Below are 24,468 nucleotides of genomic sequence, written 5' to 3'. Positions count from 1 at the left end.
CTGAGTTCGGAGCGGAAGCGCCTTTGGATGGTCATCGAGCCCAGGTTATAGATCCGCGAGCACCACTGGGTCGCTGGTCGGCTCCTCGGAGCCTCCCGCAGGCTCCACGGTGACCCCGAAGGTCATGTCCTGGGTCATCGGGAGGTCCGTCAGCAGCTCGGTGCTTGCACCGGTCATCAGGCCGGCGCTGCGCGGGCCCTCCTCATCGATCAGCCACAGCTGCATGGTCTGATCCTCGTCGAGCTCGGGCATATCGTGCGGGGTCAGGTGCAGCATCTGCTCGGAGACCGAGTAGGCCAGATTGAGCTGCCCGCCCACGGTCACCTCGGCTTCGATGAAGGCCAGATCCGAGGCGCTGAGCAGCCGCTCAGCACGTTCGCGCTCGGCCTCGGCCACGGTGAGCGAGTCCTCGATCTGGCTGGTGTCCTGCTGCTGGTTGATCAGCGCACCCGCAAGCACGGCGGAGATCAGCAGCAGCGTGGAGGCGGCCAGGGCGAAGAGCGCGGTGCTCGGACGCCGACGGCGAGCCGGGCTCGCGGTGTCATGGGCCGTGGAGCTGGGGCTCTTGGAGCTGGGGGTCGTGGCGTCAGGGGTCGTGTAGCTGGGGGTCGTGGCGTCGATGGCCTTGGAATCAGGGGTCGAGGCGTGAGCGGTCTCAGCCTGGGCAGCGTCGGCGGTATGAGCCGCCCGCTCCGGAACGGCCTGCTGGTGCTGGCGCGGGATGTTCAGGATCGCCGCGGAGGTCTCGGCGCTGGGGGCGATGGCGTCGTCGGTCTCGGCGAGCAGTCCGAGCGTCTCATGGAAGGACGCGACAGCTTCGGCGAAATCGGGGTCGGCGGCTTCGAGGTCAAGGGCCTCGAGCATCTCGGCGTCTGCCAGCGTCCCGAGGGCAAGGCCAGCTGCCAGGTATTCGCGATCGGCGTTCATCCGGCACCTCCTAGCTGGGCCCTCAGTCTTCGCATGCCGTCTCGTATTCTAGATTTCACGGTTCCGAGTGGGACATCAAGTCGCTGCGCGATCTCGGAGTGTGAAAGCTCTTGGTAGTAGGCCATCGCGATGGCGGTGGCCTGCTCTTCGGGAAGGGTCTGCAGCGCGGTCTGCGCGCGGGCCGCCTCCACCTGAGTGAGGACTGTGTCCTGGACGTCGGGCTCCACCACGTGGGCCTCCTTCACCCCTTGGGTGAAGTCTCTGTTCTGCTGGGCCTGTACCGCTCGGACCCGGTCGATCGCGCGGCGCCGACACATGGTGGTCAACCATGCGCGTCCGGTGCCGACCTGCGCGCGGTAGCTGTGACAGTTGACCCAGACCTCGGTGAAGATCTCTTGGAGAACCTCCTCCGCGAGCGATCTGTTCCGCAGCACTCGCAGCGCGGTGGCCAACAGGATCGAACCCTGCTCCCGGTAGAGCTGCTCGAAGGCGAGCTCATCACCCTGCTGAATCTTCAGCAGCAGAGCACCGCAGGGATCCGCGGAGGCATCCACCGGAGCATGCACGCCCTCGGCGGCAGACCCCAGATTTCCTGTCTCATGCATCCCCACAGGATGCCACACCCCGGAGGGTGATCTCTGCATCCAACGGTTCCGGCCGCTGTGTGACCGCAACCGAGGACGGCGGCGTCCGCACCCCAACAGATGGGTGGGTGCCGAGCGCCGCCGTCTTCGATTCAGGCCTGGTCAGGAACGGTCTTCAACGACCGCTCCCAGCGAGGATCACTCCTCGGCAGCTGCCGGCATCAGGACAGCGTCGACCATGTAGACGGTGGCGTTGGCGGTCATCACGCCGCCGCAGACGAGGCCGGCGTCGTCGAAGGTGAGGTCATCGCCCTCGCCCTCGACGGTCACGGTCGCGCCGTTGACGGTCTCGTGCTCACCGGCGATCTCATCGGGGGACAGCTGGCCGGGGATGACGTGGTAGGTCAGCACCTCGGTGAGCATGTCGGCATCCTCGACCACTGCGTTGAGGTCTTCCTCAGGGATCTCGCCGCGAGCGTCATCGGTGGGAGCGATCACGGTGAACTCGTCACCGTTGAGCGTGTCCACCAGGTCGACATCGGGGTTCAGCTCACCGGAGACTGCTGCGGTCAGCGTGGTCAGCATCGGGTTGTTCGAGGCTGCGGTGGCCACTGGATCCTGGGCCATGCCGCCCACGGAGCCCTCACCCTCGGGGACTTCCTCGGCGTATGCCTCACAGGAGGCGCCGACCAGGTTCGCCGCTGGGTCAGATTCGTCCATGGACTCGTCGTCCATGGGCTCCTCTTCCTCCATCGACTCCTCGTCCATGGGCTCTTCCTCAGTGGCCTCGGCGTCGGTGCCCTCGGTCTCTTCGGTCATCTCCTGGTCGGTCTCTTCTGCCGGCTCCGCGCTGTCGCCGCAGGCGCTGAGGCCGAGCAGGGCCACCATGCCGATGCCGAGCAGGGAAGAGGTTTTACGAATCTCGGTCTTCATGACTGAATCTCCTGTTGGTCGCACGTTGGTCTGGTTCACAGCCACTGATCGTGGTGTCGACCAGGCCATGTACGCAGAGTTCGGAGCGAGATCAGGATCGGATGGTGGAATTGCGAAAAATCTTCTGGACCCCACCGATCCGGTTCGGTCTCAGACGCTCGCCTGCTCGGCCTCGGCGAGGATCCGAGCCGCCATCTTCTTGAAGATGATGGCATGGAAGGGGGTCACGCCCAGCCAGTAGGCGCGACCGGCAAGGCCGCGGGGGAAGAAGATCGCGCGCTGCCGGTAGCGGGAACCGGTTCCCTCCGGCTCCACCACGAACTCCAGCCATGCCTGCCCCGGCACCTTCATCTCGGCGCGCAGGCGCAGCAGCCGGCCGCGTTCCAGATCCTCCACGCGCCACCAGTCCAGGGTGTCGCCCAGCGCGAGCTGACCCCGGCTGCGCCGGCCACGTCCCATGCCCACGCCGCCGACCAGCTTGTCGGCGAGGCCGCGCAGCGCCCAGGCGCGGGAGAGCGAGAAGTATCCGGTCTCCCCGCCGATGCCCTCGATGACCGCGAAGACCGCTTCGGGGGAGGCGGTGGAGATCCGCTCGCGCTCGTCGACCAGCACCGAGCGTCCGGTCCATTCCGGGTCCGAGGGCAGGGACTCCGAGGGCACGTCCAGCGGATGGGCCGCGGCCCAGGTGGTCTCCACCCGATCGGCGGAGATCTTGTCCAGGGCGAGCCGCACCGAGGTCTCGTAGTCGGTGAGTCCTCCCTCGGGCGGGGCGATGATCTCGTCGATGATCTGGTCCTTGACCACGCAGTCGTGCTGCAGCGACTCCACCAGTGGGATCGCCAGGGTGCGCGGGATCGGGGTGACCAGGTTGACCCACTGGGCGGCGAGCCAGGGAGTGAGCACCGGGAGCGCGATCACCCGGGGCTCGTTGAGCTCCGCGGTGCGGGCGTAGATCTTCATCAGCTGCGCGTAGCTGTGCACATCGGGTCCGCCGATGTCGGCCCGGACGCTGGAGCTCAGCTCGATGTCCATCGCGCGGGTCAGGTAGTGCAGCGCGTCGCGCACCGCGATGGGCTGGATCTGGTTGAGCACCCACTTTGGTGCCGGCATGACCGGGAGCACGTCGGTGAGGTGGCGGATCATCTCGAAGCTGGCGGAGCCGGAGCCGATCACCAGCCCGGCCTGCAGGGTCAGGGTCGGCACGCCGCTGGACTCCAGCACCTCGCCGACATGGACCCTGGAGCGCAGGTGGGCGCTGAGCTCACCTTCGGCGGTGTCCGGGTGCAGGCCGGCCAGGTAGACGATATGGTCGACGCCGGCGTTCTTGGCCGCGCTGCCCAGCACCTCGGCGCAGCGTTCGTCGAGCTCCTCGAAGCTGCGGTCCGAGGTCATCGAGTGGACCAGGTAATACGCGGTGTCGGCGCCCTCGCAGAGCTCCCGGGCCGCCTCGGGGTCGGTGAGATCACCTTCGACGACGGTGACCTCGTCTCGCCAGGGAACGTCGCGCAGCGCCTCGGCGCGCCGCGTGAGCACTCGGACCTCGTGTCCTGCGCGGAGCAGCTGGGGCACCAGCCGTCCTCCGATATATCCAGTTGCTCCGGTCACCGCTGCTGTTGCCATCTGGCCCACGTCCTCGCTCGAAGATCTGCGCGGCGTCATCGGCGTGCTGGCCGTGCCGCGGCACGTAGCGGTCAATCTAACATCGTCCTCTGCGCGGACTCTGTGTAAGTCCTCTGCGAGTCAGCTCCTCGTGGGGGTCACGTCTTATCCGCGCTGCGAGTGTGACGGGTCCCGCACACGAGGCGCTTCAGTAGATATGCTCGATCCATGACCTCAGGCTCGTCCTCGACGCAGGAACACGTAGTCCTTCTCTCGGAGGTCGGAGCGCCGGTGGGCTCCGCCCTCAAGGCCACGGTGCACACCTTCGACACCCCGCTGCATCTAGGGTTCTCCTGTTACCTCTTTGACACCTCGGGCCGGCTGCTGCTCACCCGCCGGGCCCTGTCGAAGACCACCTGGCCCGGTGTCTGGACCAACAGCTTCTGCGGACACCCCGGCCCGCAGGAGGAGCTCACCGAGGCGGTCCGCCGCAGGGCCCGCCAGGAGCTCGGCGCGGAGCTGACCGAGATCCGCGCGACGCTGCCGGAGTTCCGGTACCGCGCGGTGGATGCCAGCGGCGTCGTGGAGAACGAGATCTGCCCGGTCTTCACCGCGGTCCTGACCTCGGAGCTTGCCCCGGTGGAGGATGAGGTCAGCCAGTGGCAGTGGGCTGACCTGGACGCGGTCAAGCGCGCCGTGGCGGGTGCGCCCTTCGCGTTCAGCCCCTGGATGGTCGAGCAGCTCGAGGCCATGGCGGCGCTCGGCGGCTCGGAGCAGCGCGGCTGGAGCGCCCCCGCGTGAGCGCACCCACCGACCCGGCAGAGCACTTCACCTCCACCGCGCGCGCCGCGGCAGACCGGGTGATCTCCTCGTACTCCACCTCCTTCGGACTGGCCACCCGGCTGCTGGGCCCGCGCCACCGCAGCCATGTGCGCAGCATCTACGCCCTGGTCCGGGTCGCCGACGAGGTCGTCGACGGCGCCGCCAGCGCGGCCGGACTGGACCCGGCACAGAAGGCCGAGGCGCTCGAGCGCTACGCCGAGGAGACCCGACGCGCGCTGAGCCGTGGCTACAGCACCGACCTGGTGGTCCATGCCTTCGCGCGCACCGCCATCGAGTCCCAGATCGGGTTGGATCTGATCGACCCGTTCTTCGACTCGATGCGCGCCGATCTCGAGCCCGCCGCCTATGGCGCCGCCGAGCACGCGGACTACGTGTACGGCTCCGCCGAGGTGATCGGGCTGATGTGCCTGCAGGTGTTCCTGCGCGAGGAGCGGCGCAGCGCAGCCGAACGCGAGACCCTCATCAGCGGTGCACGCGCGCTGGGCGCGGCGTTCCAGAACATCAACTTCCTGCGCGACCTCGCCGAGGACACCGATGAGCTGGGCCGAGACTATCTGGGCGGCGGCGAGGGACTCACCGAGGAACAATGCCAAGCCTGGGTGGACACTGTGCGCATGCAGCTCGCCGAGGCCCGGGCCGCGATGCCGCTGCTCCCGCGCGACGCGCGCACCGCGGTGCGCAGCGCCTGTGCGCTCTTCGAGGCGCTCTTGGAGAAGATCGCCTCGACCCCGGTGCAGGAGCTCTACCACTCACGGGTCCGGGTCTCCAACGCCTGCAAAGCAGGACTGGCCGCCCGGGCCGCCCTGACCACCCGACTGGAGACCCACTGATGCCACGCACCATAGTGATCGGCGCCGGAGTCGCCGGACTCGCCAGCGCCGCGCTGCTGGCCCGAGAGGGCCATGACGTCCTGGTCCTGGAGAAGGGACCCCGCACCGGCGGCCGCGCCGGGATGCTGGCCGAGGACGGATTCCAGTTCGACACCGGCCCGTCCTGGTACCTGATGCCTTCGGTGTTCGAGCACTTCTATCACCTGATGGGCACGACGGCGGCGGAGCAGCTCACCCTGGTGGACCTGGACCCCGCGTACAGGGTCTACTCCGAGCCTGAACCCGGCCAGGCGCCGCCGGCCCCGGTGGACCTGCCCAAGGGCGCGGACCGGGTGCGGGCGCTCTTCGAGGAGCTGGAGCCCGGCAGCGGTCCGGCCCTGGACAAATACATCGCCTCGGCCAAGCGCACCACCGAGATCGCCGAGCGACGCTTCCTCTACAACCCGTTCAAACGACTGAACAACCTGGCAGTGCCCGAGGTGCTCAAATCCGCTCCGGAGCTGGCCCAGCTGCTGCTGACCTCGCTGGAGCGCTTCGTGCAGCGCCGGTTCAAGCACCCGGTGCTGCGCCAGATCCTGGGCTACCCGGCGGTCTTCCTGGGCACTCGCCCGCAGGACGCGCCGGCGATGTACCACCTGATGAGCGCCCTGGACCTCGACGACGGCGTGCGCTACCCGATGGGTGGATTCTGGGAGGTCCTCGCGAGCTTCCGACGGCTGGCCGAAGGTGCCGGGGCGCAGATCACCACCGGGGCAGAGGTCACCGAGATCCTCACGGAAGCAGACCCTCGATCCGCATCCGGGTCCCGCCTCGGCTCCAGGTTCAAGACCGGCCGGCAGCGCGTGGCCACCGGCGTGCGCTGGCGCGACGCCGCGGGCCGGGTGCACACCGAGCACGCCGATCATGTGGTCTCCGCCGCGGATCTGCACCACACCGAGACCAGGCTGCTCTCCGAGGCGGACCGCAGCTACCCCGAGGGCTGGTGGGAGAAGGTCACTTCCGGTCCCGGCGCGGTCCTGGTGATGCTCGGCGTGCGTGGAGAGCTCCCGGAGCTCGCGCATCACTCGCTGTTCTTCACCCGGGACTGGACCGCGAACTTCGAGTCCATCTTCGGGGCGAACCCCTCCGTCCCGACCCCGGCCTCCTCCTACGTCTGTCGGGCCAGCGCGAGCGAGCCGGGCCTGGCGCCGGAGGGTCACGAGAACCTCTTCGTGCTGATCCCGGTCCCGGCGGATGTCTCCCTGGGAGCCGGTGGCCGCGACGGTGCCGGGGACCCGGCCGTCGAGGCCATCGCGCAGGCCGCCATCGCGCAGATCGGGGGCTGGGCCGGGATCGAGGACTTCGAAGACCGGATCGTGCTGCGCGAGACCATCGGGCCGGCCGACTTCGCGGCCGACTACAACTCCTGGCGGGGTTCGGTGCTCGGCCAGGCCCACACGCTGCGGCAGTCCGCGATGTTCCGCCCGCAGAACGTCTCACCGAAGGTGCGCGGGCTCTACTACGCCGGGGGCACCGTGGCTCCCGGGATCGGTGTACCGATGTGTCTGATCAGCGCGGAGCTGGTGCTCAAGCACATGCGCCGGGACTACAGCGCCGGTCCGCTGAGCCCTGAGTCGATGGGTGCTGGCACGGTCAGGAAGGCGGGCTGAGCGAGCGTGTCTTTCCTGTATCTCGCCGGGCTGCTGCTGGCGGCCTGCTGCATGCTGCTCATCGATCGGCGCTTCCGGCTCTTCTTCTTCGCTGACCCGAAGGTGGCCGCGGCGGTGACCCTGCTCGGCGTCGTCTTCTTCCTGCTCTGGGACGTCGCCGGCATCGGGCTGGGGATCTTCCTGATGGGTGAGAGCCGCTACCTCACCGGCGTCGTGCTCGGACCTGAGATGCCGCTGGAGGAACCGGTGTTCCTGGCGTTTCTGAGCCTGTGCACCATGATCCTCTACACCGGGGCCGCGAAGCTGCTGCGGCACAGGGCCGAGCTTGCCCGTTCGGGCGCACGTGCTGCAGGGGGTTCCTAGATGGCGTACCTCTGGCTGAGCCTGGCCTTCATGGTCCCCGCGGTGCTTGCCGCGGTGCTGCTGCGCGCAAGCATCCATTGGGGTGCGGTGGCGCTGAGCACCGTCGTGCTGCTGAGTCTCACCGCGGTCTTCGACAATGTGATCATCGGGCTGGACATCGTGCGCTACGGCCACGAGCACCTGATGGGCCTCTACCTGGGCCTCGCGCCGCTGGAGGACTTCAGCTATCCGCTGGCCGGGGTGCTGCTGCTGCCTGCCGCCTGGCACCTGCTGCGCCGGCGCCGGCCCACGGAGCCCGGTCGCGGTGCTGAGCCCGTCGCCGAGCGGGTGACTGATTGAGCCTTATCCGTCAGCTTCTGCTCTCCTCGCGTCCCTTCAGCTGGATCAACACCGCTTTTCCCTTCGCCGCCGCGTATCTCTTCGCCGTGCGGGAGATCGACTGGGTGCTCCTGCTCGGCGCACTGTTCTTCCTGGTCCCCTACAACGTGGCGATGTACGGGATCAACGATGTCTTCGACTACGAATCCGACCTGCGCAATCCGCGCAAGGGCGGCATCGAGGGTGCGCTGCTGCATCCCTCGCTGCACGCGCCCGTGCTGTGGATCTCGGTGCTGAGCACGGTGCCGCCGGCGCTGCTGCTGATGCTCGGCGGCGGCCCCGCCACCTGGGTGGCGATGCTGGTGAGCCTGTTCGCAGTCGCCGCCTACTCGGTGAAGGGGCTGCGCTTCAAGGAACGCCCGTTCCTTGACTCGCTGACCTCCAGCACCCACTTCGTCAGCCCCGCCGTGGTCGGGTTCGCGCTGGCCCATGACCGGTTCGGCTTCACTCCCGGGCCCACGGTGATGATCATCCTGGGAGCCTTCTTCCTATGGGGGATGGCCGCCCACGCCTTCGGCGCGGTCCAGGACGTGGTGCCGGACCGTGAGGCCGGGATCTCCTCGGTGGCCACCGCGATCGGGGCCCGCTCCACCGTGCGGATGGCGGTGCTGCTGTGGGCCGCAGCGGGGGCGCTGCTGCTCCTGGGTCACTGGCCCACCCCGCTGGCCGCGCTGCTGGTGATCCCCTACATCGCCATCTCGCTGCCCTGGTTCAACGTGACCGACGAGACCTCCGCCGCGGTGAACTCCTCCTGGCGACGGTTCATCTGGCTGAACTACGGCTGCGGCCTCCTGGCCACCCTGATGCTGTTCTGGATCTGGTGAGGCTGCACGCGGGGAGCTGCGCGCGTTGATTCTGCACCCTGGGGAGCTGCGCGCCGTGACGCCGCTCAGTGCGACGCGTTGACCATCCAGGGGACCCCGAACTTGTCGGTGAGCATCCCGAAGCTGTCGCCCCAGGGTGACTTGGCCAGCGGCTCGGTGATCTGCGCGCCCTCGGAGAGCTTCTCCCACCACTGCACCAGGGTTCTATGCTCGGCGTCGTCGGCTCCGCTGTTGCTCAGCGACACCGTGCCCAGCACGCTGGACATGCCTGGAGGCGCGTCGGCCGCCATCATGTGGATGCCCCGATCGAGAAACAGCGACCCGTGCATGATCAGGTCCTTGGTCTCATCCTCGGCGCCCATGCCCTCGGCGTAGGTCATCATCCCGACCTCGCCGCCGAAGACCGTGTGGTAGTACTCCAGCGCTTGGCGGGCGGTTCCGGGAAACTGCAGGTAGGGGGTCAGGCCGATGGTCATGGTGAGCCTTCCGTGGTCGATCTCAGCGGGACCTCGCCATTCTGACCTGGGATCGAGCGCGGGGGAAGACCTGGGCGCCCGGCGACCGCAGCTCCGCGGCCAGACCGGCTTCCGCGGTGCTTCAGCTCTCGCACTGCCGGATGACCCGCGCGGGGTTGCCCACGGCCACGGAGTTCGCAGGAATATCGCGGGTCACCACGGCGCCTGCTCCGATCACGGCGTTGCGACCGATGGTGACTCCGGGGCAGACGATGACGCCGCCGCCGAGCCACACATTCTCCTCCAGGGTGATCGGCTCCGCTGACTCCCACTTCTGCTGTCGCGGGCCCGGCTCTACCGGGTGGATCGGGGTCAGCAGCTGCACATTGGGCCCCAGCAGGCAGTCGGCTCCGATCCGGATGGGGGCGACGTCAAGAGCCACCAGGCCGGTGTTGATGAAGACCCGGTCGCCGATGGAGATATGCGCCCCGTAGTCCACCGAGAACGGGGCGCGGATCGCCACGTCGTCACCGAGCTCACCGATCAGCTGTGGCAGCAGCGCGGCGGCAGCGTCGTCCTCGCCCTGGGCCGCGGCCTGGTTGTAGCGGTGAGCCAGCCGATGAGCCGCCGAGGCCCGCTCGAGGATCTCCGCATCGGCCCGGTACCAGTGCCCGTCGCGCAGACGCTGATACTGGGTCCGGTGGTCATCGGCGAAGGCCCCGTGATCGAAGGCTTCCTGATCGAAGGCTCCGTCATCAAAAGCTTTGCGGCCCATGGGGCGCCTAGCGGCCGAACTGCTCGGCCAGCGCGGCTGCCAGGCCGGTGTATCCGCCGGGGGTCAGCTGGGCCAGTCGGGCCTCGGCCTCCTTGCTCAGTCCGAGTCCGGTGACGAACTCCTTGAGCTTCTCCGCATCCACCCGGCGGCCGCGGGTCAGCTCCTTGAGCCGCTCGTACGGGTTCTCCATGGATTCCACGCCCGCGATCGCCTCGGCGCGCATCACGGTCTGGATCGCCTCGCCGAGGACCTCCCAGTTCGCGTCGAGATCCGCCGCGATGACCTCGGCGGCGACGTCGAGCTGGTTGAGCCCCTTGCTCATATTGCTCAGCGCCAGCACCGAGTGGCCCATCGCGGTGCCGATGTTGCGCTGGCCGGAGGAGTCGGTGAGATCGCGCTGCCAGCGGGACTCCACCAGGGTGGCGCCCAGCGCGTCGAGCAGCGCGTTGGAGATCTCCAGGTTGGCCTCGGCGTTCTCGAAGCGGATCGGGTTGACCTTGTGCGGCATCGTGGAGGAGCCGGTGGCTCCGGCCACCGGGATCTGCCGGAAGAACCCGATGGAGATGTAGCTCCAGACGTCCACGCAGAGCCCGTGCAGGATCCGGTTGAACCGGGCCATATCGGAGTAGAGCTCGGCCTGGTAGTCGTGGGACTCGATCTGGGTGGTCAGCGGGTTGAAGGTCAGGCCCAGCTTCTCCACGAAGCGCTGCGCCAGCCCGGGCCAGTCGGCCTCGGGGGCAGCGGCCAGGTGCGCGGCGTAGGTGCCGGTGGCGCCGTTGATCTTGCCCAGGAACTCCTGTGACTCGATCCGGCGCAGCTGGCGGCGCAGCCGGTGCACGAAGACCGCGACCTCCTTGCCCAGCGTGGTCGGGGTGGCCGGCTGTCCGTGGGTGCGCGAGAGCATCGGCACCTCGGCGGCGTCCTGGGCCAGCGTCGCCAGCCCCTCCAGGGTGGTGCGAGCCGCGGGCAGCCAGACCTCGGCCACGGCGTCGCGGATCCCCAGCGCATAGGACAGGTTGTTGATGTCCTCACTGGTGCAGGCGAAGTGCACCAGTGGGGTGAGCTCGCTCAGCCCCAGCCCCTCGAGCCGGCGCGCGATGAAGTACTCCACCGCCTTCACGTCATGGTGGGTCTGCGCCTCGATGGCGCCCAGCTCTTCGAGCTGCGCCGTGCCGAATTCGGTGACGATTCCGCGCAGCCCGCTGACCTGCTCCTCGGTGAGCGCGGGGAGCCCGGGAAGCACCTGCTCGGCGCAGAGGTGGATGAACCATTCGACCTCCACATGGATGCGATGCCGGTTCAGCGCCGCCTCGGAGAGGTGATCCACCAGCGGCGCCACGGCGCCGCGGTAGCGGCCGTCCAGGGCGCCCAGTGCGATCTGCGGCTGCGCGTCAGCGAGCCGGACGCGGGTCGGAGAGACGGTGGACGCAGCGGAATCAATGGAATGGGCCATGGCCTCGATTCTTTCATGAGTTTTCCCCAGCACCGGCGAGGACGATGCCGCCCGCCCGGGTACTCCACCCTCTGCGCGAACCGCCGGCGCACCCGGGTGCGGGTGCCTAGATTGATCATCGTCAGCTGGTTCCTGGCCGGTCCAGCACCGGATCACCGCGCAACCGGCCCTGGCAGAACAAGGAGTGAGCACCCATGGTCTTCTCCCGGGCCGCCGCGCAGTTCGATGAGGCCGCGCAGCACTATGAGCAGGCGGCGCTGCGGCTGGACGCCGTGGCGCAGCGGGCCGAGGAGTGTGTGCAGGCGGTCCTGACCGGAGGCGAGGAGGTCCAGTGGCATTCGCCCGCCGGCCAGGCCTTCATCGCCGTGACCTTCCACCACGTTGCGCAATGTCGCAGTCGGCAGTCGAGGATCTTCGAGATCTCGGCCAGCGCCAGGCTCATCGCGGCAGATCTGCGCCAGCAGGCAGATCAGGCGCGGGTGCTGGCGGCGGCGCTGGATACGACGGGGGTCGTGGCGGGGGTGGCTGCAGGGGCGGTGGCAGGGGTTGTTGTGGACGCCGCGGATGCCGCCCTCGCGGGGGTGCCGGCGGTCGGCGGTGAACGTGCAGCCCGGGCTCTGGTGCTCGGCGCGCGAGAGGCCTCGGAGAGCGCCGAGGGCTTTCTGCGGTTCGTGCAGTCCCACGGCGGGCTTCCGCTGGCCCGCCTGGCGGCGGCACAGGGGTGAGCGTTGATGTTCGTCATCACCGAGGATCACTACGGCGAGCCCGCCCCGCGCAGGTACACCGTGCAGGCCCACGGAGGTCCCACCGAGCTGAACCTGGTGCTCGAGAGCCTGCAGGTCGCGGCCGCGAGCCTGAGCCGCGCCGAGGCCCTCACGGAGGAGCAGGGCCGCGCGCTCAGCGGCATCACCACCGAGCTGTTCGGCTCGGTCGCCGGGCTCGCGCTGCATTTCAGGATCCCGCTGCTGGGGGCGCAGCTCGGGATCAGCCTGGCCGAGACCTCGGTGGCGGCCTGGGCCATGGGAGAGACGGCGCGCGCCGTGCGCATCGCGCATGGGCGCTACCGGGAGACCGAGGCGCTGCTGAGACAATCGATGGGCGCCGCCAGACACCTGGGGCAGTATCCGCAGATCCAGCCACACCTGCTGGACCCCCAGGGGGACAAGGCACTCGCCGATGCCTGGGGCCGCACCGCTCTGGTGAACCTGGGTCAGGGGTTCGCGCTGCTGCTGAAGCTGCTCGCCAGGAAGCAGCCGGTGCTGCGGTCCTCCCAGGAGGCCTTGGGACTGGTGCATCAGTCGCTGCTGGAGAAGGCCCGCCGGATCTCGCGCGGGAGCAGGCAGCGGCTGAGCCGGGAGACTCGAGCCCTGGCGGCGACCGAGGTGGACACGCTCGGTGAGCACCTGCAGGCGCAGGCAGAGGTCGCAGAGCTGGGAGACTTCAGCATCTCCTCCCGACCCCAGCCCGGGGCGCCCGCCCGACACCTCATCCACCTCCCAGGCCTGGAGCTTCCCGAGGTCTTCAGGACATCGACCGGGAAGATCTGGCACAGGGGGAGCTGGATCTGAGCGCGGGGCGCGGACTCAACAGCCTGCTGGACGCCGGAACCAATGGTTCGGCACACCTGCAGGAGGTGATCGATCAGGCGCTGCAGGACTCCGGGGCCCAGCCAGGGGACGAGCTGGTCATCACCGGGTACTCCCTGGGTGGGCTGCATGCGCGCAACATCGCCGCCGGCGGCAGGCTGGCCAGCAAATACCGGATCTCGCAGGTCGCCACCGTGGCGGCCCCGGCGCGAGAAGGCCCGACGCTGCCCGGGATCAGGACCACCAGCTTCCAGGACGCCAATGACCCGGTCCCGAAGCTGCTGGGCGCATCGAGCGAGCTCTCGGCGGATCGGGTCCAGATCACCTATGAGCATCAGGACCCGCAGGCCGAACCCCGGGGAGTCTTCGGCGCCAGCCACGACTACGCGCACAACATCGAGGCCATCCGGATCCTCGAGGCCCAGGAGTCACAACACCTGGATGCGGGTCAGCGCGTCCACCTCGCGGAGCTCAACGACTCGCTGCGTGGAGACCACGGGGCCACGGTCTATTCCACCGAATGGGACTCCAAGGGGGTGGACGAGCTCGAGGAGGTCATCGCGGAGCTGGCCGGAGGCCTGGATCAGCTCCCTGCGGGAGGCGGATCAGGTTTCGAGCGGGCGCAGGATGAAACGGTTGAGCAGCGCTGAGACCAGGGCCACCACGATCGACCCCAGCACTGCGCTCCAGAAGAAGTCCTCGACCACGAAGTGCACCGGGGTCCAGGAGGTCAGCCAGGCGGTGAGCACCAGCATGCCCGCATTGATGACCACAGCGAACAGGCCCAGGGTCAGGCAGGTGATCGGCAGTGAGAGCAGCGAGATGATCGGCTTGATGACCACATTGACCAGACCGAAGACGGCTCCCACGAAGAGGAAGGCGAGGATCGTCGCCCCGGTGCCCTGTTCGGCGCCGTCCATGTAGATGCCGGGAACGAGAAAGGCCGCTGCGGCGAGGGCCAGGGCATTCAGAATAATTGCCAGTAGGATTCTCACGATGACTATGTTCTCACGCGCCGGGTCGATCACCCCACGGGAAAGCGTCAGCCTTCTGCCCGCCTATGCCGCAGGCAAGCCGCCGCAGGCGGCCGAAGGACTCACGCCGTATAAGCTCTCTTCCAACGAGAATCCCCTGGGGCCGGTCCCCGAGGTGGCTCAAGCGATGGCCGCAGTGGACACGCTGCACCGCTACCCCCACCCCAACGCCGAGAACCTGCGCGCCGGGCTCGCGAAGCTCCTGGACGTCCCGGTGGAAGACATCGTCGCCGGCACCGGCAGCCTCGGGGCGCTGACCCAGATCATCAACGCCTTCGCCGGATCCAACAGCGACGGCAGCCAGGACGAGGTCATCTACGCCTGGCGCTCCTTTGAGGCCTACCCGATCGTGGTGCGCACCGCCGGCGCGAAGGACGTCACGGTCCCGGTGCTCGAAGACGGGCGACACGACCTCGAGGCGATGCTCGCAGCGATCACCGAGAAGACCAAGGTGCTGATGCTGTGCACCCCGAACAACCCCACCGGCCCGGCGCTGCGGCACCGCGAGGTCGAGGCGTTCCTGGCCAAGGTGCCCGGCGACGTCGTCGTGGTCATCGATGAGGCCTACCAGGAGTTCGTCCGCACCGAGGATCCGCTGGACGCGCTTGCGCTGTACCGGAAGCACCCCAATGTGGCGGTTCTGCGGACCTTCTCGAAGGCGCACGGCCTGGCTGCCCTGCGCGTCGGCTACTCGATCGCCGGCGCGGAGATCACCCGCCACCTGCGGGTGGTCGCGGCACCCTTCAGCGTGTCCACCGTGGCCGAAGTCGCGGCGCTGGCCTCGCTGCAACATCTCGATCAGGTCCTTGAGCGGGTGGACTCCCTGGTCGCCGAGCGCGAACGGGTCACTGCGGCGCTGACCGAGGCCGGCTGGACGATCCCCGAGGCCCAGGGCAACTTCGTCTGGCTTCCGCTGAAGGAGCAGACCACCGCCTTCGCCGAGGCGGCCGGGCTCCAGGCGCTGGCGGTCCGTGGCTTCAACGGTGAGGGTGTGCGGGTCACGATCGGTGAGGTCGAGGCCAATGATCGGTTCATCGAGTTGTGCCGGACCTACAGATTCCCAGCCTGAGTCGAGCTGACACAATAAGCGATGGCCGTCCTGCTCGCAGGGCGTCGATCAGCGGTGCCGTCGGAGAGGATCACACTGTGGAGCCAGAAGAGGTGCAGCCCGTCCAGCTGCTCACCCCGGAGGGGAAGCTCACCGAGAACGAGGTCTACAGCCCGTTCATCGCGGAGCTGAGCGCGGAGAAGCTGCGCGAGCTCTATCGCTATATGGCGATGGAGCGCAGGCTCGACGCCGAGGCCACCTCGCTGCAGCGCCAGGGGCAGCTTGCGCTCTGGGCGCCGGCGCTGGGCCAGGAGGCCGCCCAGGTGGGCACCATCGCGGCGATCAAGTCCTCCGACATGGTGTTCCCCACCTACCGCGAGCACGCCATGGCGCTCTACCGCGGAATCTCCCCCGAGGAGCTGCTGACCATGTTCCGGGCCACCCGGCACACCGGCTGGGACCCGCGCGAGCACAACTTCCACGTCTACACCCTGGTGCTGGCCGCGCAGACCCTGCACGCCGCCGGCTGGGCCATGGGCATCAACCAGGACCTGCGGACGGAGAGCGTGCCCCGGGACCGCGCCGAGGATGAGATCGTCGTGGCCTGCATCGGCGACGGTGCCACCAGCCAGGGCGACGCCCACGAATCCATGGTCTTCGCCGCCTCCTATGAGCTGCCGCTGCTCTACTTCATCCAGAACAACCACTGGGCGATCTCGGTGCCCACCCGCACTCAGTCCCGCGGGCCGCTGGTCAACCGCGCCAAGGGCTACGGGTTCGAAGGCGTGCGGGTCGACGGCAACGATGTGCTCGCCAGCTACGCCGTGGCGGCCAAGCTCTCCGGTGAGATCCGGGCCGGCAACGGGCCCAAGCTCATCGAGTCCGTCACCTACCGGATGGGCGCCCACACCACCGCCGATGACCCCACCAAGTACCGCAGCTCCGAGGAGGAGGAGCTCTGGAAGGGCCGCGACCCGATCCAGCGCTACCGCTCCTGGCTCAGCTCCGCAGGCCACGCTGATGAGGACTTCTTCGCCGAGGTCGACGCCGAGTACAAGGACCTCGCCGCGGACATGCGCAAGTCCGTGCTGGCCATGGAGCCGATCGACCTGGACCGGGTCTTTGACACCGTGTACTCGGAGCCGCACCGCCAGGTGGAGACCGAGAAGGCCTGGCTGAAGGACTACGAAGCAGGATTCGCGGAAGAGCAGACGGAGGCGGGCACCGCAGGATGAGCGCGATCAAAGAGATGGTCATGGCCAAGGCGATCACCGCGGCCCTGCGCGATGAGCTCGCCGCCGACCAGAAGACGCTGCTCATCGGCGAGGACATCGGCGCGCTCGGCGGAGTCTTCCGGGTCACCGAGGGGCTGCAGGCCGAGTTCGGCACCCACCGGGTGATCGACTCCCCGCTGGCGGAGTCCGGCATCGTCGGGACCAGCATCGGCATGGCGATGCGCGGCTACCGGCCGGTGGCCGAGATCCAGTTCGACGGCTTCGTCTTCCCGGCGTTCAACCAGATCACCACCCAGCTGGCCAAGATGCACAACCGCACCGACGGCCGGGTGAAGGTCCCGGTGACGATCCGACTGCCCTACGGCGGGCACATCGGGTCGATCGAGCACCATTCCGAATCCCCCGAGGCGCTCTTCGCGCACACCGCCGGACTGCGCATCCTGGCCCCGTCGAACCCGCAGGACGCCTACTGGATGACCCGCCAGGCGATCGTCAGCGATGACCCGGTGATCATCCTCGAGCCGAAGCGCCGCTACTGGCTCAAGGGGAAGGTCGACCTCCAGAACCCGGCGCCGGACGCGTTCCGCGCCCAGGTCCTCCGCGGGGGCACCGACGCCACCATCGCCACCTACGGCCCGCTGGTTCCGGTGGCGCTGGCCGCCGCCGAGGCCGCCCGTGCCGAGAGCCGCAGCATCGAAGTGGTGGACATTCGCTCGATCAGCCCGCTCGACGACGAGACCATCGCGCGCTCCGCGGCGAAGACCCAGCGGCTCATCGTCGCCCACGAGGCGCCGACCTTCGGCGGAATCGGCGGCGAGATCGCCGCACGGGTCGCCGAACGGGCGCACCACCGGCTGCTGGCCCCGGTGCTGCGCGTGGGCGGATTCCATATGCCGTATCCACCGTCAGCCCAAGAGCACCGGTACCTTCCGGACATCGATCGGATGCTCGAAGCCGTGGACCGCAGCTTCAGCTACCAGAGGAGTGCCTGAGCATGGCTGAGACCTTCAACCTTCCCGACGTCGGCGAGGGCCTGACCGAGGCCGAGGTCGTCACCTGGCGCACCACCGTGGGTGCGACCGTCGAGGTCAACGACATCGTGGTCGAGATCGAGACCGCCAAATCGCTGGTCGAGCTGCCGGTGCCCTTCGCCGGCGTGGTCACTGAGCTGCTTGCCGCAGAGGGCGAGACGCTCGAGGTGGGGGCGCCGCTGATCCGGATCGCCGCCGAGGGCGAAGCGACGCCAGACGCCGGTTCCGCCCCGGAGGCGACTTCCGAGCCCGTGACGCAGGAGCCCGCCGAGCCGCCCGTCGCCGAGGAGAAGCCGGGCCGCTCACGCTCGGGCCGGGCGAAGAAGTCCGCCGCCCAGAAGCGCGAGGGCGCCGATCGAGGCTCCGCCGCCCGGGAGGCCCACGGAGAGCCCTGGCGCCAGAACGAGGCCCTGGTCGGCTCCGGCCCCAAGGCGGACTCCGCCGTGCGCCGCACACGCACCCGGTCCACCGCTCCTGACCTGGTGGACCTGGAGGGCCTCGATATCGCGGCCCCGGCACCCGCCGGCGGCGGCTACACCGACATCGCGACATCGTCGCCAGGGCCAGCCCTCCGGTGCGGGCCCTGGCCAAGCGGCTCGGCGTCGCCGTCTGGGAGCTCGTCGGCTCCGGACGCAACGGGCAGATCACCCGGGACGACGTGGAGCGTCAGGCGAAGCAGAAGCTGGAACAGCGCGCCTCCGGCCAGGTCCCCGCCCCCGGGGCGCCTGCTCCAGCGCGGCGCAAGACCACCCCGGAGGAGGCGGGCCTGCTCTATGACGGGCCCCGCGAGGAGAACATCCAGGTCCGTGGCGTGCGCAAGGCCACTGCGCGCAACGTGACCGCCTCGGCGACCACCGTGCCGCATGTCTCGGTGTTCAAGGAGGTCGATGTCACCCGCACCATGGAGCTGCGCCAGGTGCTGAAGAACGACCCCTCCTACGCAGGGCTCAGCGTGTCCCCGATGCTCTTCGCGGCCAAGGCGATCATCTGGGCGGCGCGACGCAATCCGCAGGTCAACGCCACCTGGCATGACACGCACTACACCTTGCGGAACTACCTGAACCTCGGGGTCGCCGCCGCGACCCCGCGTGGGCTGGTGGTGCCGGTGATCCACGAGGCCCATGCCTTCAACACCCGCGGCCTGGCCGCGGCGCTGACCCAGCTGACCAGCGACGCCCGCGAAGGCCGGACCACTCCGGGGGAGATGCAGGGCGGCACCGTCTCGATCACCAACATCGGCAGCCTGGGGCTGGACAGCGGAACCCCGATCCTCCCCCCGGGCCAGGCCTCGATCGTGGCGCTCGGCGCGGTGCGGAAGAAGCCCTGGGTCGTGGAGGGGCAGATCGTGCCGCGCGATGTCATGGTGATCGGCGGTTCCTTCGATCATCGGCTGATCGACGGCGATCTCGCCGGTCGGTTCATCTCTGACGTCGCCGCGGTCATGGAGCAGCCAGGCCTGCTGATCGACTAGCGGGTGATCTCCACGATCTCCAGGGGCTCCCGGTCCGCCGGAAGCCCGAACAGCTCGGCCAGCGGCTCCGCGTCCACGGTGACCTCGCTGGAGCTGGCCCCGGTCGCGACTCGGGCCGTGGTCTCGATCTGGGTCAGGATCTGCCAGGACTGACATTCCCCCTCGCTGACCGGCTCGCCGCTCAGGGCCACGCGCACCAGATCGCCTTCAACCTCCACCGAGTCCACGCTGAGATCCTCGGAGGCGGCGAGCGGGTTCAGGAACGCCGGTGAGCCGTGGGAGGAGAGCTGGTCATCGATCAGGAACTCCAGGGCCGCCGTCGCGGGGTCCTCGGTGACCATCGGCACGGATCGGACCACCGAGACGGTGTCGTCGCAGCCGAAGGGCGCGGTCCTGGCGATCTCGATCTCCTGCGCCACGGCGCCCTCGGAGGTCTCCTCCACCGGGCTGCCAGGGGCCTGTTCGTCCTCCAGGGTGCCATTCCCGCCCAGTGGAGCCGCCTGAGCCTGCCCGTCGGGGCTCACCATGGCCAGCGGAAGTCGCACCGAATCGTCCCCTTCAATCTCGGGCTGCGGGATCGCGTTGCTCGGCTCCTCCGGCTCCTCCGGACCCGGATCTGGAGAGCCGCAGCCGACGATCAGCATCGCGAGCCCGAGGCAGCCGGCGCTGAGCCGCGCATGTGCATGGCGCCGGGAGGTCAGGGTCATGGCACCAGAATAGGAGCTGCACCCGCGCAGACCGAATCCGCGGCCCTCTGAGGAGCGGCTCGGATGCCATGAACGGGCTGAGCGGCAGCCTGGAGCGGCGGGTCCGGGGCGGCAGGCCCGGGGTCGCATACCCCGGGCCCCTGCGGGTGGAAGGCGCGGTGACGGGGGTCGCCTTCCACCCGCGGTGTGGTTTGAGGAAACCGGGTGCAGACAGGGGTGGCAGTCCTGCACCCAGCCAGCAGTTCCTCCCCACGGGGCGACGTCGGCCAGGTGATTCGGGGGAACCTGAAACCGCGTCCGGAATCGAAGTCCAAGTGATGTATTTCAAACTTGAAGTTCAACCGTTTCAAGTTTGGGGTCCGTTCACGCCGATGTCAACACCTCTGAACCCTGGGGTCCAGAGCTGCTCCCGGGCTGCCGGTGGCCCAGCGGTGACCCATGCCACCCGTCACCAGTCGTCCCGGGCTTCTCCGGTAGGCTGGTGCAATGCCCATCCGGAACCGTCGCGCGGCCGCGCTGCCCGCCAAACTCTCCCGCTCGTGGCTGCTGATCAACGCCTCCAGGGAGCAGGACTTCGCTCCAGGGCTGGCCAGCGAGGCCGACTCGGTGATCTTCGATCTGGAGGCTTCGGTCCCCGATGATGGGAAGGTCGCGGCCCGCGAGGCGGTGCTGCGCGCGCTCAACGGCGGGATGACGGCCTGGGTGCGGGTCAGCCCCACCACCTCCGAGCACTGGGAGGCCGACCTGGCAGCCCTCTCGCGCGCCGAGGGGCTGCGCGGAGTGATGCTGGCCGAGACCGAGCACCCCGAGCAGGTGACCTACACCGCCATGCGCCTGCGTGCCGGCACCCCGGTGATCGCGCTCATCGAGTCCGCCCTCGGGGTGGAGAACGCCACGCAGATCGCCTCGGCCCCGGGCACCTTCCGGCTGGCCTTCGGCACCAATGACTTCCGCAAGGACGTCGGAGTCTCCGCCGATCCCATGGCGCTGGCCTATGCCCGGGCACGCCTGGTGATCGCCTCGCGCGTCGGCGGACTCCCCGGCGCCATCGACGGCCCGACGGCCGCAGATGCCGACCCGGAGCAGACGGGCGAAGCCTGCCAGGTCACCGCCAGCATGGGCATGACCGGCAAGCTCTCGCTCAACCGGGCCCAGGTCGAGCACATCAACACCGGACTGGCGCCCTCGGCGGATGAGCTGAACTGGGCCCGCGAGCTGATCGAGGCTCACGAGGCCGGCGGCTCCATCGGCGACGGCTCCTACCTCCCGCGCCTGGCACGCGCTCAGAAGATCGCCTCCCTGGCGGACTCCTACGGTCTCTGGAACGCCTGATCCGCCCTCTGCGGGTCTGACGCGTGCCGCGAGACTCTCTCTGGGAGCTCTGTTGGGTCAGATGTGCCCTGCCCGTGTAACCTCGCTCACATGGGCAGGGAGACGTATACCGGCGATGTGGCCTTTGAGCTGCGCGGACACCTCGGAATCATCACGCTGAATCGCCCCCGGGCGGTCAATGCGCTGACCCAGCTGATGTGTGAGTCCATGCTCGTACAGCTTCAGGACTGGGCCGAGGATGATCGGGTGCTCCAGGTGCTCATCCGCGGCGCCGGAGATCGCGGGCTCTGCGCCGGCGGGGACGTCGCCAGCCTCTACCAGGAGATGGTCGCGCTGCAGAAGCAGGACGGCGGCGGGATCCTGCCCACAGGCGTCCCCGGATACGCCGCCGAATTCGCCAGTGAGACGTTCCTGGCCAACGAGTATGCGCTCAACCTCGCGATCGCCGAGTATCCCAAGCCCTATATCGCACTGATGGACGGCCTGGTGCTCGGCGGCGGCATCGGAGTCTCCGCCCACGGCTCGCATCGGATCGTCACCGAGCGCACCCGCGCCGGGATGCCCGAGACCACGATCGGGTTCTGTCCGGACGTCGGAGGCACCTGGCTGCTCTCCCGGGCGCCGGGCCAGCTGGGGCTGCACGCAGGGCTCACCGGCTCGCATCTGGACGCCGCCGACGCGATCGCGCTGGGCCTCGCCGACGTCGAGGTCCCGGGTGAGAGGCTGCCGGAGCTGACCCAGGCGCTGAGCGCCGAGCCGGTGGAGGCGGTGCTGCCCCGTTTCACCCGCAGCTCCGCAGCCTCGACGCTGGAGAGTTCGCGCGGCTGGATCGACCAGGCCTACGCCGAACCGAGCGTGGAGGGGGTGCTTCAGCGGCTGGATGAGCTCGCTGTGAGCCATGAGGCCGCGGCGGCCGCCGCGAAGTCGCTGCGGGAGAAGTCTCCGGTCTCGCTGAAGGTCGCGCATCGCGCCATCCGGGACGCCGAGGAGCTCACGCTGCCCGTCGCGCTCCAGGCCGAGTTCACCATCGCGGTGCACATGCTGCGCTCCTCGGACTTCCGCGAGGGCATCCGGGCGCAGATCATCGACAAGGACCGGGCTCCGCGCTGGAGCCCCGCCGAGATCCACGAGGTGGATGCCGAGCTCGTGGAGACCTATTTCACCGCGGTGCCGGGGCACCGGCTCGCCGACCGCCAGAGCCTCTGAGGCGCTTGAGCCGCTGGCGGTCGGGAGGCCGGTCAGGCCAGCACGTCGGCCAGGGCGCGGTGCCGCGCCCCCAGTGCCTCGGCCACCGGGGCGTTGGTGAGGTCCCCGGCGTGCACATTGAGGCCGTTGGCCAGGTGCGGGTCCTCGCGCAGCGCCTGCTTCCAGCCCTTGTCCGCCAGGGCGAAGATGAAGCGCAGCGTGGAGTTCGTCAGCGCAGCGGTGGAGGTGTGCGGCACCGCGCCAGGCATGTTCGCCACGCAGTAGTAGATCTGCTCGCCGATGGTGAAGGTCGGATCAGCGTGGGTGGTGGGACGCGACCCTTCGAAGCAGCCGCCCTGGTCGATGGCGATGTCCACCAGCACCGAGCCCGGACGCATGGCTGCCGCCATCTCACGGGTCACCAGCTTCGGTGCGGTCGCTCCGGGGACCAGCACCGAACCGATCACCAGGTCCGCGGCCGCGACCTCTTCGGTCAGGGTCAGGGTGTTCGAGGCCAGGGTGGTCAGCCCGCGCCCGGAGAGCGCGGAGAGCTCCCGGAGACGTTCGATGTTCAGGTCCAGCACGGTCACGTCGGCGCCCATGCCCAGCGCAGTCAGCGCCGCCTGCTCTCCGGCCTTGCCGCCGCCGATGACCACGACCTTCGCCGGACGCGCGCCGGGAACACCGCCGATCAGGATGCCGGGACCGCCCTGGGAGTGCATCAGGTGATAGGCGCCCACCTGGGGGGCCAGTCGTCCGGCGACCTCGCTCATCGGGGCCAGCAGCGGCAGGCCATGGGTGCCGGTGACGGTCTCGTAGGCGATCGCGGTGACGCCGCGTTCCTGCAGCGCGCGGGCGCAGGCGGGCTCTGCCGCGAGGTGCAGGTAGGTGAAGAGAATCTGTCCCTCGCGCATCCGCGGGAACTCCTCGGCCTGCGGCTCCTTGACCTTGAGGACCATCTCCGCCTGCTCCCAGACCTCATCGGCGCCGCCGATGATCTCGGCGCCAGCGGCGCGGAAGTCATGATCGGTGAAGCCGGAGCCGGTGCCGGCTCCGCTCTCGATCAGCACCCGGTGTCCACGGGCGGTGAGGTCCACCGTGCCGGCCGGGGTCAGGGCCACGCGGAACTCGTTGTTCTTCACTTCGGCGGGGACTCCGATGATCATCTGTTCTCCTCGATAAGTGCCGGATGGGGCGGGTGCGCTGCGGTGAACCGGTGACAGATCAGGGGTGATGTCAGTCACCGAGTCCAGTCTTTCATGAAACCCGCGCCGACTCTGGAGGCCTCAGGGGTCAAGCTGTTGTTGAGTCTGGGGCTTCACCCTAGGCTCAGAGCTTGGCAGTCTGTAGAGTTCCTGGACATCTGCCACGTCCTGAGGAGGCAGTTTGGTTCAGCGATGCGGGAGGTGCGATGGCGGGTGAGTCCAGTTCCGGGCCGCTGCACGGGCTCCCGACGGCGTCGCCGCCCCCAGCGCCGGCCGCGCTGTTGATCTCCTCGCCGGTGCTCATCCTCGGCGGGCCATCCCCGGCGGCCTCAGAGCTGTGTCAGCGGCTGCGTGGGATCGACGTGAAGGTGCTGCTCGCGTCGAGCGCGGAGACTGCCCGGCAGGCGCTGCAGGTCGATGCCCCGGAGCTCTTCGTGATGGACGCGCGCTCCAGCAGGCGGGTCAGCGATGGCGAGAAGGTCCTGGAGGATCTGCGCGCGGGCACCGACCCCTCTGCGGTGCTGCACTGGTTCGACGCCGACGTCGATCTGCAGAGACTGCTCGAGACCGTGCGCCCGCGGGACGACCACATGGCGGGACCCATCTCGGTCGACGAGGCGCTGCGTCGGCTTCACTTCATCACGGCACGGCTCCCGGAACGCGCCGAGGGGGAGCGCCTGCTGGTCGGGGATCTCGAGCTGGACACTGCCGCGCGCACCGTGCGCCGCGGCGGCCGAGACATCGACCTCTCAGACACCGAGTTTCGTCTGCTTCGGCTGCTGATGCGTCATGCCAGGACGGTGCTCCCCAAGGCCGAGATCCTGCAGCAGGTCTGGGAGTACGAATTCGCCGGACAGGCCAACATCGTGGAGCTCTACATCTCCTATGTGCGCAAGAAGATCGAGGCCGACATGCCCCGGATGATCCACACGGTTCGAGGCGCCGGCTACGTGCTGCGCCCCGCCGAGCACGGGCCCTCCGGCCTGACCTCGGCGTCCTCCGCCGGCTCGCCCTGAAGGGC

General features: G+C 68.9%; 26 protein-coding genes and 1 pseudogene. 17 read left to right on the top strand and 10 right to left on the bottom strand.

Annotated features, from left to right (window positions below):
* Nucleotides 1-45: 45 nt before the first annotated feature.
* From BG28_RS04295 to BG28_RS04280, 4 genes are all read right to left on the bottom strand, one after another.
* Nucleotides 46-927: an anti-sigma factor gene (locus tag BG28_RS04295; protein WP_036474498.1), complete on the bottom strand. Its 882-nt coding sequence runs from the start codon at nucleotides 925-927 to the stop codon at nucleotides 46-48.
* Nucleotides 924-1,532, bottom strand: a complete 609-nt coding sequence (locus BG28_RS04290; RefSeq protein ID WP_036474496.1) for a sigma-70 family RNA polymerase sigma factor — start codon at nucleotides 1,530-1,532, stop codon at nucleotides 924-926. The genes BG28_RS04295 and BG28_RS04290 overlap by 4 nt, the downstream gene beginning before the upstream one ends.
* Before the next feature lie 177 nt (nucleotides 1,533-1,709).
* A complete protein-coding gene (locus BG28_RS04285; protein ID WP_036474495.1) occupies nucleotides 1,710-2,444 on the bottom strand; it encodes a fasciclin domain-containing protein in 735 nt (244 codons plus the stop codon).
* A gap of 150 nt (nucleotides 2,445-2,594) precedes the next feature.
* On the bottom strand, nucleotides 2,595-4,064 hold the full coding sequence (locus BG28_RS04280; protein ID WP_036474493.1) for an SDR family oxidoreductase: 1,470 nt from the start codon (nucleotides 4,062-4,064) through the stop codon (nucleotides 2,595-2,597).
* A 207-nt stretch (nucleotides 4,065-4,271) separates the two neighbouring features.
* Between BG28_RS04280 and idi the strand changes: the two genes are divergently transcribed.
* From idi to BG28_RS04250, 6 genes are read left to right on the top strand one after another with little or no spacing between them, the layout of a single operon-like run.
* A complete protein-coding gene (gene idi, locus BG28_RS04275) occupies nucleotides 4,272-4,844 on the top strand; it encodes an isopentenyl-diphosphate Delta-isomerase (RefSeq protein WP_036474492.1) in 573 nt (190 codons plus the stop codon).
* A complete protein-coding gene (locus BG28_RS04270) occupies nucleotides 4,841-5,716 on the top strand; it encodes a squalene/phytoene synthase family protein (protein ID WP_036474491.1) in 876 nt (291 codons plus the stop codon). The genes idi and BG28_RS04270 overlap by 4 nt, the downstream gene beginning before the upstream one ends.
* On the top strand, nucleotides 5,716-7,365 hold the full coding sequence (gene crtI / locus BG28_RS04265) for a phytoene desaturase family protein (protein ID WP_036474489.1): 1,650 nt from the start codon (nucleotides 5,716-5,718) through the stop codon (nucleotides 7,363-7,365). Before BG28_RS04270 ends, crtI begins: the two co-directional genes overlap by 1 nt.
* A 6-nt stretch (nucleotides 7,366-7,371) precedes the next feature.
* Entirely contained in the window at nucleotides 7,372-7,728 is a 357-nt protein-coding gene (locus BG28_RS04260; protein WP_036474487.1) for a lycopene cyclase domain-containing protein, read from the top strand.
* Nucleotides 7,729-8,067: a lycopene cyclase domain-containing protein gene (locus BG28_RS04255; protein WP_036474486.1), complete on the top strand. Its 339-nt coding sequence runs from the start codon at nucleotides 7,729-7,731 to the stop codon at nucleotides 8,065-8,067.
* A complete protein-coding gene (locus BG28_RS04250; RefSeq protein WP_036474484.1) occupies nucleotides 8,064-8,930 on the top strand; it encodes a prenyltransferase in 867 nt (288 codons plus the stop codon). Before BG28_RS04255 ends, BG28_RS04250 begins: the two co-directional genes overlap by 4 nt.
* A gap of 65 nt (nucleotides 8,931-8,995) precedes the next feature.
* On the opposite strand, the gene BG28_RS04245 is transcribed toward BG28_RS04250, so the two are convergent.
* From BG28_RS04245 to purB, 3 genes are all read right to left on the bottom strand, one after another.
* Nucleotides 8,996-9,406 (bottom strand): VOC family protein, encoded by a 411-nt coding sequence (locus BG28_RS04245; RefSeq protein ID WP_036474483.1) that lies wholly within the window; start codon nucleotides 9,404-9,406, stop codon nucleotides 8,996-8,998.
* A 121-nt stretch (nucleotides 9,407-9,527) separates the two neighbouring features.
* Nucleotides 9,528-10,160, bottom strand: coding sequence for a sugar O-acetyltransferase (locus BG28_RS04240; protein ID WP_084479425.1), 633 nt, complete (start codon nucleotides 10,158-10,160; stop codon nucleotides 9,528-9,530).
* 7 nt (nucleotides 10,161-10,167) lie between these two features.
* Nucleotides 10,168-11,613 (bottom strand): adenylosuccinate lyase, encoded by a 1,446-nt coding sequence (purB, locus tag BG28_RS04235; protein ID WP_051500970.1) that lies wholly within the window; start codon nucleotides 11,611-11,613, stop codon nucleotides 10,168-10,170.
* A gap of 194 nt (nucleotides 11,614-11,807) precedes the next feature.
* On the opposite strand from purB, the gene BG28_RS15300 reads away from it, so the two are divergent.
* The 3 genes from BG28_RS15300 (at nucleotide 11,808) to BG28_RS04220 (ending at nucleotide 13,849) form a co-directional block, all read left to right on the top strand.
* Nucleotides 11,808-12,338, top strand: a complete 531-nt coding sequence (locus BG28_RS15300; protein WP_036474482.1) for a hypothetical protein — start codon at nucleotides 11,808-11,810, stop codon at nucleotides 12,336-12,338.
* 3 nt (nucleotides 12,339-12,341) lie between these two features.
* Nucleotides 12,342-13,181 (top strand): hypothetical protein, encoded by an 840-nt coding sequence (locus tag BG28_RS04225; RefSeq protein ID WP_161634793.1) that lies wholly within the window; start codon nucleotides 12,342-12,344, stop codon nucleotides 13,179-13,181.
* Between the two features lie 65 nt (nucleotides 13,182-13,246).
* The gene (locus tag BG28_RS04220; protein ID WP_036474480.1) at nucleotides 13,247-13,849 is read left to right on the top strand and encodes a hypothetical protein; all 603 of its coding nucleotides are present in this window, start codon (nucleotides 13,247-13,249) and stop codon (nucleotides 13,847-13,849) included.
* Here BG28_RS04220 and BG28_RS04215 read toward each other — a convergent pair.
* Nucleotides 13,805-14,194: a phage holin family protein gene (locus BG28_RS04215; protein WP_036474479.1), complete on the bottom strand. Its 390-nt coding sequence runs from the start codon at nucleotides 14,192-14,194 to the stop codon at nucleotides 13,805-13,807. The two genes, BG28_RS04220 and BG28_RS04215, sit on opposite strands and share 45 nt — an antisense overlap.
* Before the next feature lies 1 nt (nucleotide 14,195).
* Here BG28_RS04215 and hisC point away from each other — a divergent pair, with 1 nt between their 5' ends.
* The 5 genes and pseudogenes from hisC (at nucleotide 14,196) to BG28_RS16695 (ending at nucleotide 19,018) form a co-directional block, all read left to right on the top strand.
* Entirely contained in the window at nucleotides 14,196-15,302 is a 1,107-nt protein-coding gene (gene hisC, locus BG28_RS04210; protein ID WP_036474478.1) for a histidinol-phosphate transaminase, read from the top strand.
* A gap of 77 nt (nucleotides 15,303-15,379) precedes the next feature.
* Nucleotides 15,380-16,516, top strand: a complete 1,137-nt coding sequence (locus BG28_RS04205; protein WP_235180959.1) for a thiamine pyrophosphate-dependent dehydrogenase E1 component subunit alpha — start codon at nucleotides 15,380-15,382, stop codon at nucleotides 16,514-16,516.
* Nucleotides 16,513-17,508 (top strand): alpha-ketoacid dehydrogenase subunit beta, encoded by a 996-nt coding sequence (locus BG28_RS04200; RefSeq protein ID WP_036474477.1) that lies wholly within the window; start codon nucleotides 16,513-16,515, stop codon nucleotides 17,506-17,508. Before BG28_RS04205 ends, BG28_RS04200 begins: the two co-directional genes overlap by 4 nt.
* 2 nt (nucleotides 17,509-17,510) lie before the next feature.
* A pseudogene (locus tag BG28_RS16700) lies at nucleotides 17,511-17,678 on the top strand (biotin/lipoyl-containing protein); the annotation flags it as partial.
* 443 nt (nucleotides 17,679-18,121) lie between these two features.
* Complete coding sequence (locus tag BG28_RS16695) at nucleotides 18,122-19,018, top strand: dihydrolipoamide acetyltransferase family protein (protein WP_051500968.1); 897 nt, start codon at nucleotides 18,122-18,124, stop codon at nucleotides 19,016-19,018.
* On the opposite strand, the gene BG28_RS14210 is transcribed toward BG28_RS16695, so the two are convergent.
* Entirely contained in the window at nucleotides 19,015-19,725 is a 711-nt protein-coding gene (locus BG28_RS14210) for a GerMN domain-containing protein (RefSeq protein WP_051500967.1), read from the bottom strand. The genes BG28_RS16695 and BG28_RS14210 overlap by 4 nt on opposite strands.
* 486 nt (nucleotides 19,726-20,211) lie before the next feature.
* On the opposite strand from BG28_RS14210, the gene BG28_RS04175 reads away from it, so the two are divergent.
* Nucleotides 20,212-21,057: a CoA ester lyase gene (locus BG28_RS04175; protein WP_036474473.1), complete on the top strand. Its 846-nt coding sequence runs from the start codon at nucleotides 20,212-20,214 to the stop codon at nucleotides 21,055-21,057.
* A 90-nt stretch (nucleotides 21,058-21,147) separates the two neighbouring features.
* On the top strand, nucleotides 21,148-22,263 hold the full coding sequence (locus BG28_RS04170; RefSeq protein ID WP_036474472.1) for an enoyl-CoA hydratase/isomerase family protein: 1,116 nt from the start codon (nucleotides 21,148-21,150) through the stop codon (nucleotides 22,261-22,263).
* 32 nt (nucleotides 22,264-22,295) lie between these two features.
* Here BG28_RS04170 and ald read toward each other — a convergent pair whose 3' ends face one another.
* Nucleotides 22,296-23,408 (bottom strand): alanine dehydrogenase, encoded by a 1,113-nt coding sequence (ald, locus tag BG28_RS04165; RefSeq protein WP_036474471.1) that lies wholly within the window; start codon nucleotides 23,406-23,408, stop codon nucleotides 22,296-22,298.
* Nucleotides 23,409-23,653: 245 nt separating this feature from the next.
* On the opposite strand from ald, the gene BG28_RS04160 reads away from it, so the two are divergent.
* Entirely contained in the window at nucleotides 23,654-24,463 is an 810-nt protein-coding gene (locus tag BG28_RS04160) for a response regulator transcription factor (RefSeq protein ID WP_051500966.1), read from the top strand.
* Nucleotides 24,464-24,468 lie beyond the last annotated feature (5 nt).

The organism is Nesterenkonia sp. AN1 (genome assembly GCF_000582475.1).
In the GTDB taxonomy this organism is placed as follows: Bacteria; Actinomycetota; Actinomycetes; order Actinomycetales; family Micrococcaceae; genus Nesterenkonia; species Nesterenkonia aurantiaca.
The sequence above is the reverse complement of the archived record's forward strand: the minus strand, read 5'-3'. Positions and strand labels throughout refer to the sequence as shown.